The sequence below is a fragment of the Pseudoalteromonas sp. OF7H-1 genome, from assembly GCF_022347825.1.
GTDB lineage: Bacteria > Pseudomonadota > Gammaproteobacteria > Enterobacterales > Alteromonadaceae > Pseudoalteromonas > Pseudoalteromonas maricaloris.
The window spans coordinates 87,192-100,503 of record NZ_JAKRFX010000003.1; the positions used below are offsets into that span (position 1 = coordinate 87,192).

Genomic DNA, 13,312 nt, shown 5'->3' on the forward strand with positions numbered 1-13,312 from the left:
CGATGGCACTGCTTATTAATGATAAATGTATCAACTGTGATATGTGCGACCCTGAGTGTCCTAATCAAGCCATTTACATGGGCGATAAAATTTATCAAATTGACCCTGACAAATGCACTGAATGCGTCGGCCATTACGACACACCAACCTGTGTAAGTGTCTGCCCCATTGATTGCATTAAACCAGATCCAAACCACAAAGAAAGCCTTGACCAGTTAGCCGAAAAGTACCTTCGACTCACTGAATAACAAGGTGAAGCCAGGCGCTTCACCTTGTTAATCTCTCAACTCCCCCTCTTCCCTACCTCACGATAAAGATTTCTTACACCTCTTGTCGAAATTTCAAATAGATATACTACAGTTAAAGCAGAGCATTAGGACTTTTAAAGCGTATTTTACTATCGCAGCTTGAGTGCGCTTTTAGCGTCTTAACCGCGGATATTTTTATATGAATTGGCTACACGTTGAGGTAAGGAAATAACATGGATTTGAACTCATTTGAGTCATTTTTTAATAGCGCGTACATGCCACATGGTCATTGCTATTTGTGGCAACCTCACCTGCTATGGACCAATGTCATCTCCGATATCTTGATAGCCGCAGCCTACTTTTCGATTCCCATGGCGATTATGATTTATGCAAAACAGCGCCCTGATGTTGGCAGAAATTGGGTCTTTGTGTTGTTTTGTAGCTTCATCACTTTATGTGGACTCACGCACTTAATTGGCGTTTATACCGTTTGGCATGGCGCTTATGGTATTCATGGCATTTCAAAAGCAGTCACAGCATTTATCTCAATGGTAACGGCGGTTTATCTTTTTAGACTTATCCCAAGCGCCGTCGCAATCCCAACCCCCAATCAATTCCATGGCGTAACCGCAAGGCTCAAACGTATTACCGATGAAAAGCAGGCGCTTCATTCGCAACTAGACCAACACAGAGTTACCGAGTTTATGCTCGATGCCTTACCCACCAGTACCTTGCTACTTGACCAGCTACTCACCGTGAGTAAGTGCAATCCTTATTTTTATCGCGAGCTTGGGTACGACACGCCAGATGCATTAATTGGGCTGAGATTACACGATATCGTCAGTTTGGATGATCCGTTCGACAGCTTAGAATCCATTAGCCAATCTCTACTCAACCAAAACGATTACAGTAAAGAAGCACTGTGCCATGTGAAAGACAAATTTGGCAATCAAATACCGATGGAGATGCGCTTAGTACAAGAGCCCCATGACGGTGCCAATCTCATTTTAGCGGTGTTTAATAACCTTTCGTCACTTAAACGCACAGAGCAAGCACTCGCGGAATCCACCGAACAAATGAAGCGTGCAATCGGGGCAACCGAAGATGGCATTTGGGAGTGGAACGTTGTCGACAACAGCGTCAGCTATTCATCTCGTTTAAAAACCATGATAGGTAAACGCGATGACGAAAAAGTCACCTATGACGACTGGTTTGCACATATCCACCCAGACCACCAAGGCAAAGTGCAAGATGCCATAGACCATCACTTTGCCACCAAAGACCAATATTTTGTCGAGTACTTAGGGCGAGACAACAAAGGAGAATACGCTTGGTTTTCCGCCGTAGGCAACAGCCAATTTGACGACCACGGTAAAGCATTGGTGATGTCTGGAGCACTTAGAAATATCCATCAGAAAAAATCCCTTGAGCTGCAAGTGGCGGAAAAAAACAAAATTCTCAATGCCATCTACGAAGGTGCAAGTCAGGCTATTTGGCTATTAAAGGTAGAAGAAAAGCAAACATTTCGAGTGCTCGAGTACAATAAGTTTGCCTGCCAGCGCACTGGCGTCAAACTTGATGAAATATTGGGTAAAACCCTCAGCGAACTAAGAGGGACAGTGTTAGAAGCGGAGCTAGTAGATAGAATCGAAAAAAACTACCAACTTTGCGTTGAGGTCGCAAAACCCGTAGATTATACCGAAATGATACCATTCAAAAATAAAGAACATTGGTATCAGACGACTCTTTATCCACTTAAAGACAGTAAAAACCAAGTTGAGCGGATCGTTGGTATCGCCGTCGATATTACTGCGCGAAAATTCGCAGAAAAAGAGCTTGAAGACAACCAACGCTTTTTACAGCGAATGATAGATTCAGCGGTGTGTGGCCTTTATCTCTACGACTTAAAACTCCACAAAAACACGCGCATAAACAAGCGTTATACTCAACTCCTTGGTTATACAATTCAAGAGTTAGAAAGTTCAAATTTAGAACTATGTTTTCATGAAAGTGAACGCGCACTCGTTTACGAGCATATTGATGAAGTGAGAGCCAGCCAAGACGGTGAACTTATCCCGATAAAGTATCGTTTTAGACACAAAGAAGGGCATTGGGTTTGGTGTTACTCCGTCGATACCGTGATCACTCGAGATCACAATGGCGAGCCAGAGTTGATGCTGGGTACTTTTGTCGATATGACCGAGCACACTGAATTGCTATTACAGCTGCAAGAATCCAACGCCCACCTTGAGCACTTTGCCTATATTGCTTCTCATGATTTACAAGAGCCTCTCAGAAAGATCACCGCTTTTTCGGACAGTTTGGCGCAAAGAATTACGCCAGAACTCAAAGACTACGACGATGCAAAGTTTGAAATAGAGCGCTTGGTTGATGCCAGTCAACGAATGCGGATCATGATCCAAGACCTACTCAAGTTATCACGCTTGCATTCCCATGAGTTGAAGCTACAAACAACCAATCTAACTTTGTTGTTAGAAGATGTTTGTGAAGTGATGAGCTTTAGTATCGAGGAAAGCGGCGCAGAAATTAAACTAGAGAATGGTGATTTACCTATCGAACTTGATCCCTCGCTTTTTCTTCAAGTGCTGCAAAACTTAATCAGTAACAGCATTAAGTTTAAGTCACCAGAGCTTGCGCCCGTGATCCAAATTTACACCAGCAAAACCGGCCATGAAACGGTGATCCATTACAAAGACAATGGGCTTGGGATCCCAAAATCTCGACGTCAGCAAATCTTTGAACCGTTCAGGCGTTTTGGCACCACACAAGAGTATGGCAGTGGTATTGGACTAGCGCTGTGCCGACAAATCGTAAAACTGCATGGCGGCACAATAAAATGCCTGCAAAGTGATGATGGCGCTTTGTTTGAAATCATACTGCCAAAAGAAGTTAAGGAGTAATAATGGAACTGTTATTAGTTGAAGATGATCCCGATGATGTCTACTTTTTTAAAAGAGCATACAGCAGTATTGCCAATGCGCCAGAGCTTAAAATTTTTTCTGACGGTCATGAGCTGCTGCATTACCTCGATTCTATCGCAACCTATGACCAAGTTATTTTATTGGATTTAAACATGCCAAAAATGAGTGGCTTTGAAGTTATGGAAGCTTTAAAAAATGAGCAAGTTGCCGATAAATTAATAACGGTGTGCTATACCACTTCTACTCACCACAGTGACATTCGTAAAGCATATCAATTGGGCGCTAAGTCATATATTACCAAGCCCGGACGCTTAAGTGATTTAGAGTCGTTGATCAAATTAATCAAGCAGTATTGGTTTGACAATAACTGTGTCGTGCAAGGGTAACTATGAATACATGGCTGATTTATCTTCTTGAAGACAACGATGAAGATGCTTACTTAGTAAAGCGCACACTTGCAAGTACTGATGGTAGACAAAAGTTTAACGTTAAACACTTCAAAAATTTAGAACAACTTGAAACCGCCTTAAACACAGTCAAGCCTGAAGCCATCCTTATCGATTTAAATATCGATGAGAGCCAAGGTCTGACCACGCTGATTAAAGTAAAACAGTTGCCAATCAGCGCCCCTATAATCGTGCTAACAGGGGTATCTGAAACACTGTTTGGCGAAAAGGCAATTCAACTTGGTGCGCAAGATTATATCCCAAAACACGAAGTGAGCGGCCCACTATTGGCACGTACAATCACCTTCTCAAAAGAACGCTACGAAATGCAGCGAAATCTAGAGAACCTAGTGGTGATGGATAGACTCACTATGCTACATAACCGCGGCGCATTTGATAACGAATTAGAAAGAGCGATTTCTGAGTCAGAGCGGTATGGTCATGGATTTGGTGTGCTGTTTATTGATCTCGACAATTTTAAACCAGTCAATGATCAGCTTGGTCATCAAGCGGGCGATCAATTGCTAAAAATACTGGCAGCAAAACTTAAAATGTATAAACGTGCGTCAGACTTTGTTGCACGCTACGGTGGTGATGAATTCGTGGTTATCGCCCCTCATCTAACCGAAAAAAATCAGTTACGAAAACTTGCTCAGCATAAGTATGACTTGCTCAGTGATAATTACTGTCTCCAAGATGAAAGCGCCAATATCCGCGAAGTAAAACTGGACTTAAGCATTGGCGCAGTGATTTATCCAACTGACGCCACATCAGCAGAAGAGTTAGTTGCTAAAGCAGATAAAGCTATGTATCACGCGAAGACGAATCAATTGCCTTACGCGTTTTACTCGGATGCAGGACTCACAGCAAAATAGTAGAGTGAGGAGTGTACTAATCCATTCTATTTTTAAGGTATTGTTTGTCGGCTTTTCTCCTTACGTGGTTGCGTCTTTCGACGAAAGGCAAAACATTACTTCGTTGTTTTCGACGCTCTCCCCCCTGCCTTTCCTCTAGCAACTCTTCTAGTTGAGACAGAGTAATTAGCCTTTTCATAGCAACCTCCACATCACACCACTTTCTTTTTTATAGTCGCTTTTACAAAAAACCCCAATCTAGCAGGCAAAAATCTAAGCCCACCACTCAACAAAATCACATTTTAAACTTTTATTTTACAAAATACTCACATTTAGGTATAACTTGATTGAACAAAAAACAAACAGAAAGGATACAACATGAAACGCCACTATCTATCAGCGTGTTTAATCGCGCTCCTCTCACATCAGGCAACAGCTGCAGGTCAGCATGACTCTGTAGCTATGCCTGAATTTACTGCTGAACACATCAGTGCCTTACCTATTTCTAGTGTAATAGCAGTAAACCCTGAACTGTTTCTTTTCAGCAATGCTTTACAACAAGTAGATTGGCAGCAGGTGCTTGACAGCACGGCACCGCATTTAAGCGACAAGCTCGAAGTGATCTTGCACTATGCTGGATATGCCAGTATTAACCCTAAATTGTTGCTGGCACTAATGGAACTTGAGTCTGGTGTGATAAGTAACCCAGATAAACAATCCCTCTTTGCACCGTTTGGTACACTCTCTCATGAACATGGATTTGATGCGCAAGTAAAAGATGTAGCGCTTAATCTCAGTGCAAGATACTACGCATTCCAAAAACTTCGTGATGAAGGCAAAGCTAAAAAATTACCAGCAGTAAACGAAGCAACCGTAGCACTTGCAGATCTGACACACACATCGGCAGATGCCCTATTCAATACTTACCAAACGTTATTTAACGGTGAGTCATTAGCATTAAAAGCGGACAACAGCCTCGCTTTTAATGAACAAGCTTCAACACAAGCGGTATCAGCTGCTAGCTTTAGCATGAGCTTCCCATGGCCATCCGGTTACGCTTGGTATAGCGGTGGCGCACACTCAAATACAGGTTCAGGTTACCCTTACTCGTCGCTTGATTTTAATAACGGCTCAGGTGGCTGGGGAAGTAATACACCTTGGGTTCAAGCAGCGCATGGCGGCACAGTGACTCGTTACTCAGCTTGTAATATTCGCGTGACTCACTCAAGCGGTTATTCAACTCAGTATTACCATATGGAAAGTTTGCAATATAACACTGGTGATGTCATTTCTGCAGGTGCTTGGCTTGGCCGTTATGCGGACGATAAAGCAACAGCATTGTGCCAAGGTGGTCAATCAACCGGTCCTCACGTTCACTTTTCGCTACTGTACAACGGTGGGCATATTTCGCTGCATAACTGGTACATCAGTGGCTATCGTATAGATGTGGGTAACTCCAACTATGACGATAACTGTAATCGCTTCTTCTTTGAGAAGAACGGCTATCGTACTTGTGCATGGCGTGCATTGTACAAATAAACAGTCTTAGCTTACACAAGCATGGTATTAGGCTCAGCTTTTTAGTTTGAGCCTAATAAATAACTTAAATTTTTTGTAAAACAAATGTATATTAAATTTAATCTGGAATAAAAAAGGATTTAATACTTCTATGTTTGCAAAGGAATATTCCAACAACTCGCTAGCATGGCAAGATCGAGCATTTTTTATTCTGACTCATGCTCGAGCCAATACCAGCTCCACCAATTATACTGTGCTAATCAAAGTACTTGAGACGCTAGGACATACAGTCAAAGTTGATACTCGACTACCAGAGCCTGCGCTGCGTGAACAAATCGCATTATTTTTGGTGGATACAGAACACCGAGATTGTAATGAACTTATCAGTGCTGAAGTAAAGCTATTGGCGGCTAAACACAAAGTACTGCTCTTTAATGCCTATGAAGACAGCGTGAATGAAAAAACGGCGCTACTTGGCAATGTGAAAGGTATACTCTATCACAATGCTCCGCCAGAGACGTTATTTCAAGGATTAAGCAGTGTGCTCAAAGGCGAGCTTTGGTTTTGTCGCAGCGCTATCTCAGAGGCATTTAGCGAACTGATCGCCGCGATGCCACAAGCATTGCCTAACAGCGACATTATCTTAAGTAATGAAGAGTTAAATATGCTTACCGGCAGAGAAAAGTCTGTGATCAAGCTTATTGCTGCTGGTGCTAAAAACGAAGATATCGCTGATAGACTAAACATAAGTAGTCACACAGTTAAAACGCATATCTACAGCGCATTTAAAAAAACCAATTCGCGCAACCGAGTTGAACTTGCTAATTGGGCGCTACGCCATATACCAATAGTGAGTTTGAATTAAGAGCTGTGTAAAGACACGCAATAAAACTGAGATAAAAGAGAAGTAAATAACCTGAGGTTTGGATAAATAGATGGCTAGCATGGTACTAGCCATCTGCAGAAAATCGTAGGGCTTACGCTACACCGTAGCTATCACGGTATGCTTTAACTGCATCCAAGTGCGCATCCATACCACCTTGTTGCTCAAGGTAAGTGATCAGATCAGCCAATTTCACGATAGACACCACTTGAGTATTAAAGTCGCGCTCAACTTCCTGAATAGCAGAAAGCTCCGCTTTACCTTTTTCTTGGCGGTCTAACGCAATTAGTACACCAGCAAGATCAGCGCCGTTTGCCGCAATAATTTCCATCGACTCACGAATAGCTGTACCCGCTGTGATCACGTCGTCTACCAACATAATACGGCCTTCAAGTGCAGAACCAACAAGGTTTCCGCCTTCACCGTGGTCTTTCTTTTCTTTACGGTTAAAGCAGTAAGGCACGTCTTTGTTATGATGATCAGCAAGTGCAACCGCTGTTGTCGTTGCAATTGGAATGCCTTTGTAGGCAGGACCAAATAACACGTCAAACTCAATACCTGCATCTTCTAGCGCCGAAGCATAGAAACGACCTAAACGCGCCAGATCACGACCCGTGTTAAACAAGCCAGCATTGAAGAAATAAGGGCTCGTGCGACCCGACTTTAACGTAAACTCGCCAAACTTAAGCACCTGCTTTTCTAAGGCAAATTCAATAAACTCTTTTTGATACGGTTTCATGTTTTTCCTACTGAGTGTTGATTACGCTAACGCTTGCTTTTGTAGATCAATGATTTCACGAATTGAGTGTTTCGCAAGACCTAGTAACTCATCTAGCTCGTCGAACGAGAACGGTTCGCCTTCAGCTGTCCCTTGTACTTCAATCAGTTTGCCAGTTTCAGTCATGATCACGTTCATGTCTGTCTCAGCCTCTGAATCCTCAAGATACTCAAGATCGGTAATTGGCTGACCTTTATAAACCCCAACCGAGATTGCCGCTATCATAAATTTTAACGGGTTTACATTGATCATGCCTTTGGCACGCATGTGCGTTAGTGCATCTACCAATGCCACACAAGCACCGCTAATTGATGCCGTACGTGTACCACCGTCCGCTTGAATAACATCACAGTCGATAGTAATGGTGTTCTCACCTAACGCTTTTAAATCAACTGCGGCACGGAGAGCGCGCGCGATTAAGCGTTGAATTTCCATGGTACGGCCGCCTTGTTTGCCACGTGCCGCTTCACGGTTGTTACGCGTATGTGTAGAGCGCGGAAGCATACCGTATTCTGCGGTGATCCAGCCCTTGCCTTGACCTTTCATAAAGCGTGGCACACCCGCTTCTACAGAAGCCGTACATAACACTTTAGTGTTACCAAACTCTACCATTACTGAGCCTTCAGCGTGCATTGTATAGTTACGAGTAAATGTAACCGGCCTGATCTGATTTGCAGTTCTTTCGCTTGGACGCATCCACGTTCCCCCATCATCAAAATTTGCCGTACATTATAAAGGGATCATAGAGACTATGCCACGCGATCCGACTAAAAATAAAATTCACTTTAGGGCTGTGCGGAAATTCGGCTATAATGCCTCGGTTAAACCAAGCTAATTTAGGGACTTTATATGATCCATAGTATGACCGCCTACGCCCGCAAAGAAGTGAAAGGTGACTGGGGCACTGGGGTTTGGGAAATTCGTTCAGTGAATCAACGCTACCTCGAAACCTTTATCCGCGCACCAGAACAATTTAGAGGCTTAGAGCCAGTAATACGTGAACGCCTGCGTAAACACTTACAACGCGGCAAAGTTGAAGTATTCCTAAAGTTCACCGCAAATCCTGCGCACGTTGGCCAACTAACCGTCAACGAATCGCTTGCAAAGCAACTTGTTGAAAGCGCCAAGTGGCTACAATCACAAAGCGGCGGTGATATCAATCCTGTAGATATTCTACGCTGGCCTGGCGTAATGGAAGCCGAAGAAGTCGATTTAGACACCGTAAACAGCGAACTGTTAGGTGGCTTTGATGAGCTAATAGAAGACTTTAAAGCTGCACGAGCAAGTGAAGGCGAAAACCTAGAAACCATGCTCACCACTCGTCTTGAAGGTATTCTAGAGCAAGTTGCCATCGTTGAAGGCTACATGCCTGAAGTCACTAAGTGGCAACGTGAAAAACTTTCACAAAAGTTAGAAGAACTAAAAACCGACATCGACGAAGGCCGCCTAGAGCAAGAGCTGATTTACCTTGCGCAAAAGCAAGATGTTGCAGAAGAACTCGACCGCCTCAAGTCACACGTCAAAGAAACCCACAAAATCCTCAAAAAAGGAGGCGCTTGTGGCCGTCGTTTAGACTTTATGATGCAAGAATTCAACCGCGAATCTAACACCCTAGCCTCAAAGTCAATCAACAGCGACATCACCAATGCAGCGGTTGAACTTAAAGTTCTAATTGAGCAAATGCGCGAGCAGATCCAAAATATTGAATAACACGCCGATATTCTATCAGCTTTGAAAAACCGCCTCTCGGCGGTTTTTTATTGGGTTCATTTTATGAAATATATTAACCTTCATAATTTCGCTAAACTTCAACTGTTATTAGAACAAAAAAGCAATCACATGATTAACCTTTTCTGTACACAAAAACTCATTGCAAAGCTCCCTGTCAATGAAGGAGTTATATCCGCTTGTTCCGATGCAAAGCTGACTGATTTAAGCACGCCAAACACTCACCCTTTGTCAGATTGGCATGCTAATTTGCTCACAATACAACGCAGAAACTGTGTGCTCCTGATGCATAATCAAACCCGCTTTCCGGTATTTATTATTGGTCTCACCAAACCAGATTTTGCAAAGTTAGATTTTCTATTTGCTGATAGCTTTATGAATACCTTGCTAAAAGTAGGTGCAACTAACCAGCAATTACAAAAAGCAGCTTCATTACTCGGCCCGCTAACAATTGCCAAAGCCAATAACCGTAGTGTGCAAGGGACGATGAATCAAATGAAAGGCGATATAGAATATCAACTTTGGTTCGACCAAATTAACATCATGGATTGTTCACCTTATAGAACTGCCGCCTGGTTAGCTGAACGCCCTTGCATGGTTAAAGGACAAAAAGACTGTATTTGGCCAATTAAGGAAATGCTCGCTTTATTAAGCTAACGCTCCAATATCAACCTGCTAAGCCATTGCTAACTTAGCCGCCTGTTTCCACATAAATGTCGGCATGGTATTTCGCAACTGCCAAGTGATGTTCATGGGCTGCCTACCAATGTGCGATACATAGTCAACTTCGCCAAAATTAACAAATCCTATGGTTTTGCCAAATTCGTCTTTTGCTTGCTCTCTAACAAACAGAAAAAGTCGCTTACCCTTTGCTTTGTGAGTGACATAGTCTAGACCTCTACCATAATCAGGCCTTGCTGAGTTTTGGCTTTGCCAATGGAAAAGCTGTTCATTTATCGCGTAGTCGTGATACATAGTAGTGGGCGAAAACTGCTTTTCGTTTTTATTCAACGTAACGAATAGCAGCTCAATATTTTGCTCTCGAATGCTAAAAACACCTTCTCGAGAATTCGGCTGCTTTTCAAAAGTAGACACACCAAAACCAACCAATATTTGCTCTCTGGCATAACGAGCATGAAGCTTTATCGGGTGATTGCCCATCATAGGCATGGTTTCTTGATTATGGTGTATACGGTCAATTAACAAAGAGGTTAGACTCGCTAATTCCGATTTTAACCACTGATGCTCAAGTCGGTTTAAACTGTCGTTTATATCTTGGAAGCCTAGCTTTTCTCCTGATTGTTGCCAGAAATCATAATGCAACATGAGTTGGTGTAAATCTGAAGTTATCGCTCCATTAGTAGCGAATTCTTTTAATTTGCTTAGATAGTCATGATCATCACACACTAGCAACCTTGTCTTTACCATCCGGGCAAAGTTACGAACAAGCTCAAGATCTACATCGTTTAACAAACCAGCATCTAAACAAAGCTCAGTCCAGCATAGTCTTTTATACAAAGCTTCTACTTCAACTTGTGGGTATACCTTTATGAAATTTGCCAAGTTCATTTCTAAGGTTGAGTCTCGAGAAAACGAACCAGCTAAACCAATTAACCTCTGTCTAGTCAAGGTCGCCTGCTTAATGTTACGCAGCACCATGTCTTGCGTTTGTTTCGAGAGCTCAATGCGACAACCTAAAGGCGCATGAGGAAAGCCATTTTTAATTTCATCACTTATTGCCCCATCGGTTTTGCCAACCAAAGCTCTAAACTTATGAGCAAAGTCATATTCAGCATTGGCATTACCGACAAAGTCTAAAATAGTGCACACCTCTTTGCCGTCGGCTAAGCGCAAGCCTCGCCCCAATTGCTGCAAGAATATCGTTAAGCTTTCTGTAGGTCGTAAAAATAGTAAAGTGTCGACTTCAGGAATATCGACTCCTTCGTTAAAGATATCCACCACAAATAAAACGTTAATATTGCCTGAACGAAGCGCTTGTTGCTTTTGAGTTCTATCTTGGCTGTTATCACTGGTCAAATAATCGCAAGATATACCTTTAAGCAGGAACTGCTTACACATAAATTCTGCATGCTCCTTGCTGACACAGAATGCCAATGCCTTCATGCAAGACATAGACGTTATAAGCTCGTTTAATGTTTGATAAATCTTCTCAACTCGTTGCTGGTTATGCGTATACAAATTGGTTAATGCAGCTATGTCGTACCGCCCTCGACTCCAACTGACACTTCTGAGATCGGTATCATCATCAACGCAAAAATATTGGAACGGACATAAATGGCGACGGTTAATCGCCTCTGGTAAGCGGATTTCAGCTGCAATCACGCCACAAAAGTCATCAAGAATATTTGCACCGTCATGACGCTCCGGCGTTGCTGTTAATCCTAGCAAAATACTCGGCGTAAACTTATTTAAAATACTGCGATAAGAGCTGGCAGCAACGTGATGCACTTCATCAATGACAATATAATCAAAGTAGTCACTAGAAAGGGATAAGTTGTTAAGTTGGTTGTTTAACATTTGCACCGATGCAAACAATTGTTCATAGCGCTCAGGCGTGTAGTTACTCACCCAAAGCTCGCCAAAGGTCGAGTTTTTTAAAACACCTCGATAAGCCTGACGCGCCTGTTTAAGAATTTCTTCTCGATGGGCAATAAATAAAAAATTAGCATCGGGTTTGTGTTTGAGAAACTTTGCAAAATCAAAGGCCGAAATTAACGTTTTACCAGTGCCTGTTGCCGCCACAACTAGATTTTTAAAGCGCTTGTGTAAAGCTCGCTCAACCTCTAATTGCTCTAAGATTTCTTGCTGATGTGTAAATGGCTTAATTTCAAAGTAATGGTTTGGCTCTTGAACGCCGCCCATTTTGGCATTTTTGAGCGCTATATTGAGCTTTTCTCGTGCCTTAACTTGACCATCAAACACTTCAAATTCCCTCGAATTCCAGTAGCTTTCAAATGTATTAATTGAACGCTCAATAATGTGCGGAATTTCTTGTGACGTGATCTTTAAATTCCACTCAAGGCCACTGGTTAAAGCGGAGTGCGATAAATTAGACGAACCAATGTAACCAGTATGAAAGCCTGTATCTCGAAGAAACAAATAGCTCTTTGCATGTAGTCGCTCACGCTGAGTATTGTAGCTGAGTTTAACCTCTGTATTGGGCAGTGAAGCCAAAAACTCAACCGCTTTAGCATCGGTTGCGCCCATGTAAGAAGTGGTGATAACTTTGAGCTGCTTACCGCTGCGGGTAAATTCCTCTAGCTCATTTTTGAAAATCCTGATCCCCGCCCATTTTATAAATGAGACCAGCCAATAAATTTTGTCTGACGATCTTATTTCACGCTTTAACTCACTCTCGAGAGATAAACCTGCATTGCTGCCACAAAATAATTCGCTTTGTGTTAAGCCCGTTAGCGGAAATATATCTTCAACATACTTCTTTAAATCGGCGGCAACAGGATTTTCAATTTCGTATAAAGCCGTAAGTATTTTTCCTTGTCCTGCTAGTAAGTTTTCATCGAAGAATTCATCTTCTCGGACCCTATCTTTAAGCCATAATATCAATTGATTTGATAACTCAATTTGACGCTGTAATTGGTCGTCTCCGGCAGGCAAGCAATTAACCGCATACTCAATGATCCTGCTTAGAAACCGAGATAGCCATATTGCAGCTTCGGCTTGTTCAAGCTCACGCTCCCCAATGTAGAATTGCTCTTTATTGAGGCGACCCGTGATCAAGTTAGTGATCATTTGCTCATAAATGCCAGTTTGATTCATAAGTACTGCTATTCCTTTAATTATGAAAGATAAATTTACACGCTCTCGCATTTAGTTAAAAGCGTGGTGTGGTTTTTTAAGTGCTTTTTAGCCATTAACACCTCTACCACCTGCACG

At 42.5% G+C, this 13,312-nt stretch carries 12 protein-coding genes; 8 read left to right on the top strand and 4 right to left on the bottom strand.

The features are described from left to right. Positions 1-2: 2 nt before the first annotated feature. The 4 genes from MHN30_RS04680 (at position 3) to MHN30_RS04695 (ending at position 4,511) form a co-directional block, all read left to right on the top strand. Complete coding sequence (locus MHN30_RS04680; protein ID WP_010377334.1) at positions 3-248, top strand: YfhL family 4Fe-4S dicluster ferredoxin; 246 nt, start codon at positions 3-5, stop codon at positions 246-248. A 233-nt stretch (positions 249-481) separates the two neighbouring features. Continuing rightward, positions 482-3,169 carry a PAS domain-containing sensor histidine kinase gene (locus MHN30_RS04685; protein ID WP_239358681.1) on the top strand — a complete coding sequence of 896 codons (2,688 nt, stop codon included), beginning with the start codon at positions 482-484 and terminating at the stop codon, positions 3,167-3,169. A gap of 2 nt (positions 3,170-3,171) precedes the next feature. Beyond that, on the top strand, positions 3,172-3,576 hold the full coding sequence (locus tag MHN30_RS04690; RefSeq protein ID WP_010377331.1) for a response regulator: 405 nt from the start codon (positions 3,172-3,174) through the stop codon (positions 3,574-3,576). 2 nt (positions 3,577-3,578) lie between these two features. After that, positions 3,579-4,511 carry a GGDEF domain-containing response regulator gene (locus MHN30_RS04695; RefSeq protein WP_010377329.1) on the top strand — a complete coding sequence of 311 codons (933 nt, stop codon included), beginning with the start codon at positions 3,579-3,581 and terminating at the stop codon, positions 4,509-4,511. A 16-nt stretch (positions 4,512-4,527) separates the two neighbouring features. On the opposite strand, the gene MHN30_RS04700 is transcribed toward MHN30_RS04695, so the two are convergent. Further along, complete coding sequence (locus tag MHN30_RS04700) at positions 4,528-4,689, bottom strand: hypothetical protein (RefSeq protein WP_188249445.1); 162 nt, start codon at positions 4,687-4,689, stop codon at positions 4,528-4,530. Between the two features lie 179 nt (positions 4,690-4,868). On the opposite strand from MHN30_RS04700, the gene MHN30_RS04705 reads away from it, so the two are divergent. Further along, positions 4,869-6,029 (top strand): M23 family metallopeptidase, encoded by a 1,161-nt coding sequence (locus MHN30_RS04705; protein ID WP_130164790.1) that lies wholly within the window; start codon positions 4,869-4,871, stop codon positions 6,027-6,029. 130 nt (positions 6,030-6,159) lie between these two features. Continuing rightward, on the top strand, positions 6,160-6,873 hold the full coding sequence (locus MHN30_RS04710) for a response regulator transcription factor (protein WP_045989477.1): 714 nt from the start codon (positions 6,160-6,162) through the stop codon (positions 6,871-6,873). A 112-nt stretch (positions 6,874-6,985) separates the two neighbouring features. Here the strand turns inward: MHN30_RS04710 and pyrE are convergent, their stop codons facing one another. Continuing rightward, on the bottom strand, positions 6,986-7,630 hold the full coding sequence (gene pyrE / locus MHN30_RS04715; protein ID WP_239358683.1) for an orotate phosphoribosyltransferase: 645 nt from the start codon (positions 7,628-7,630) through the stop codon (positions 6,986-6,988). A gap of 21 nt (positions 7,631-7,651) precedes the next feature. Further along, positions 7,652-8,365 carry a ribonuclease PH gene (gene rph / locus MHN30_RS04720; protein ID WP_010377321.1) on the bottom strand — a complete coding sequence of 238 codons (714 nt, stop codon included), beginning with the start codon at positions 8,363-8,365 and terminating at the stop codon, positions 7,652-7,654. 153 nt (positions 8,366-8,518) lie between these two features. Between rph and MHN30_RS04725 the strand changes: the two genes are divergently transcribed. Together MHN30_RS04725 and MHN30_RS04730 are read left to right on the top strand one after the other, a co-directional pair. After that, positions 8,519-9,379, top strand: coding sequence for a YicC/YloC family endoribonuclease (locus tag MHN30_RS04725; protein WP_130164792.1), 861 nt, complete (start codon positions 8,519-8,521; stop codon positions 9,377-9,379). 129 nt (positions 9,380-9,508) lie between these two features. Further along, positions 9,509-10,054, top strand: coding sequence for a hypothetical protein (locus tag MHN30_RS04730; protein WP_239358685.1), 546 nt, complete (start codon positions 9,509-9,511; stop codon positions 10,052-10,054). An 18-nt stretch (positions 10,055-10,072) separates the two neighbouring features. Here MHN30_RS04730 and MHN30_RS04735 read toward each other — a convergent pair whose 3' ends face one another. Beyond that, positions 10,073-13,195 (bottom strand): DEAD/DEAH box helicase, encoded by a 3,123-nt coding sequence (locus tag MHN30_RS04735; RefSeq protein ID WP_239358687.1) that lies wholly within the window; start codon positions 13,193-13,195, stop codon positions 10,073-10,075. Between the last annotated feature and the right edge of the window lie 117 nt (positions 13,196-13,312).

Excerpts from the sequence above, each read along its gene's own strand:
- MHN30_RS04710 (WP_045989477.1), top strand. The coding sequence starts at position 6,160 with ATGTTTGCAAAGGAATATTCCAACAACTCGCTAGCATGGCAAGATCGA.
- pyrE (WP_239358683.1), bottom strand. The coding sequence starts at position 7,630 with ATGAAACCGTATCAAAAAGAGTTTATTGAATTTGCCTTAGAAAAGCAG.
- MHN30_RS04725 (WP_130164792.1), top strand. The coding sequence starts at position 8,519 with ATGATCCATAGTATGACCGCCTACGCCCGCAAAGAAGTGAAAGGTGAC.
- MHN30_RS04695 (WP_010377329.1), top strand. The coding sequence starts at position 3,579 with ATGAATACATGGCTGATTTATCTTCTTGAAGACAACGATGAAGATGCT.
- MHN30_RS04730 (WP_239358685.1), top strand. The coding sequence starts at position 9,509 with ATGATTAACCTTTTCTGTACACAAAAACTCATTGCAAAGCTCCCTGTC.
- MHN30_RS04700 (WP_188249445.1), bottom strand. The coding sequence starts at position 4,689 with ATGAAAAGGCTAATTACTCTGTCTCAACTAGAAGAGTTGCTAGAGGAA.
- MHN30_RS04705 (WP_130164790.1), top strand. The coding sequence starts at position 4,869 with ATGAAACGCCACTATCTATCAGCGTGTTTAATCGCGCTCCTCTCACAT.
- rph (WP_010377321.1), bottom strand. The coding sequence starts at position 8,365 with ATGCGTCCAAGCGAAAGAACTGCAAATCAGATCAGGCCGGTTACATTT.
- MHN30_RS04680 (WP_010377334.1), top strand. The coding sequence starts at position 3 with ATGGCACTGCTTATTAATGATAAATGTATCAACTGTGATATGTGCGAC.
- MHN30_RS04690 (WP_010377331.1), top strand. The coding sequence starts at position 3,172 with ATGGAACTGTTATTAGTTGAAGATGATCCCGATGATGTCTACTTTTTT.
- MHN30_RS04735 (WP_239358687.1), bottom strand. The coding sequence starts at position 13,195 with ATGAATCAAACTGGCATTTATGAGCAAATGATCACTAACTTGATCACG.
- MHN30_RS04685 (WP_239358681.1), top strand. The coding sequence starts at position 482 with ATGGATTTGAACTCATTTGAGTCATTTTTTAATAGCGCGTACATGCCA.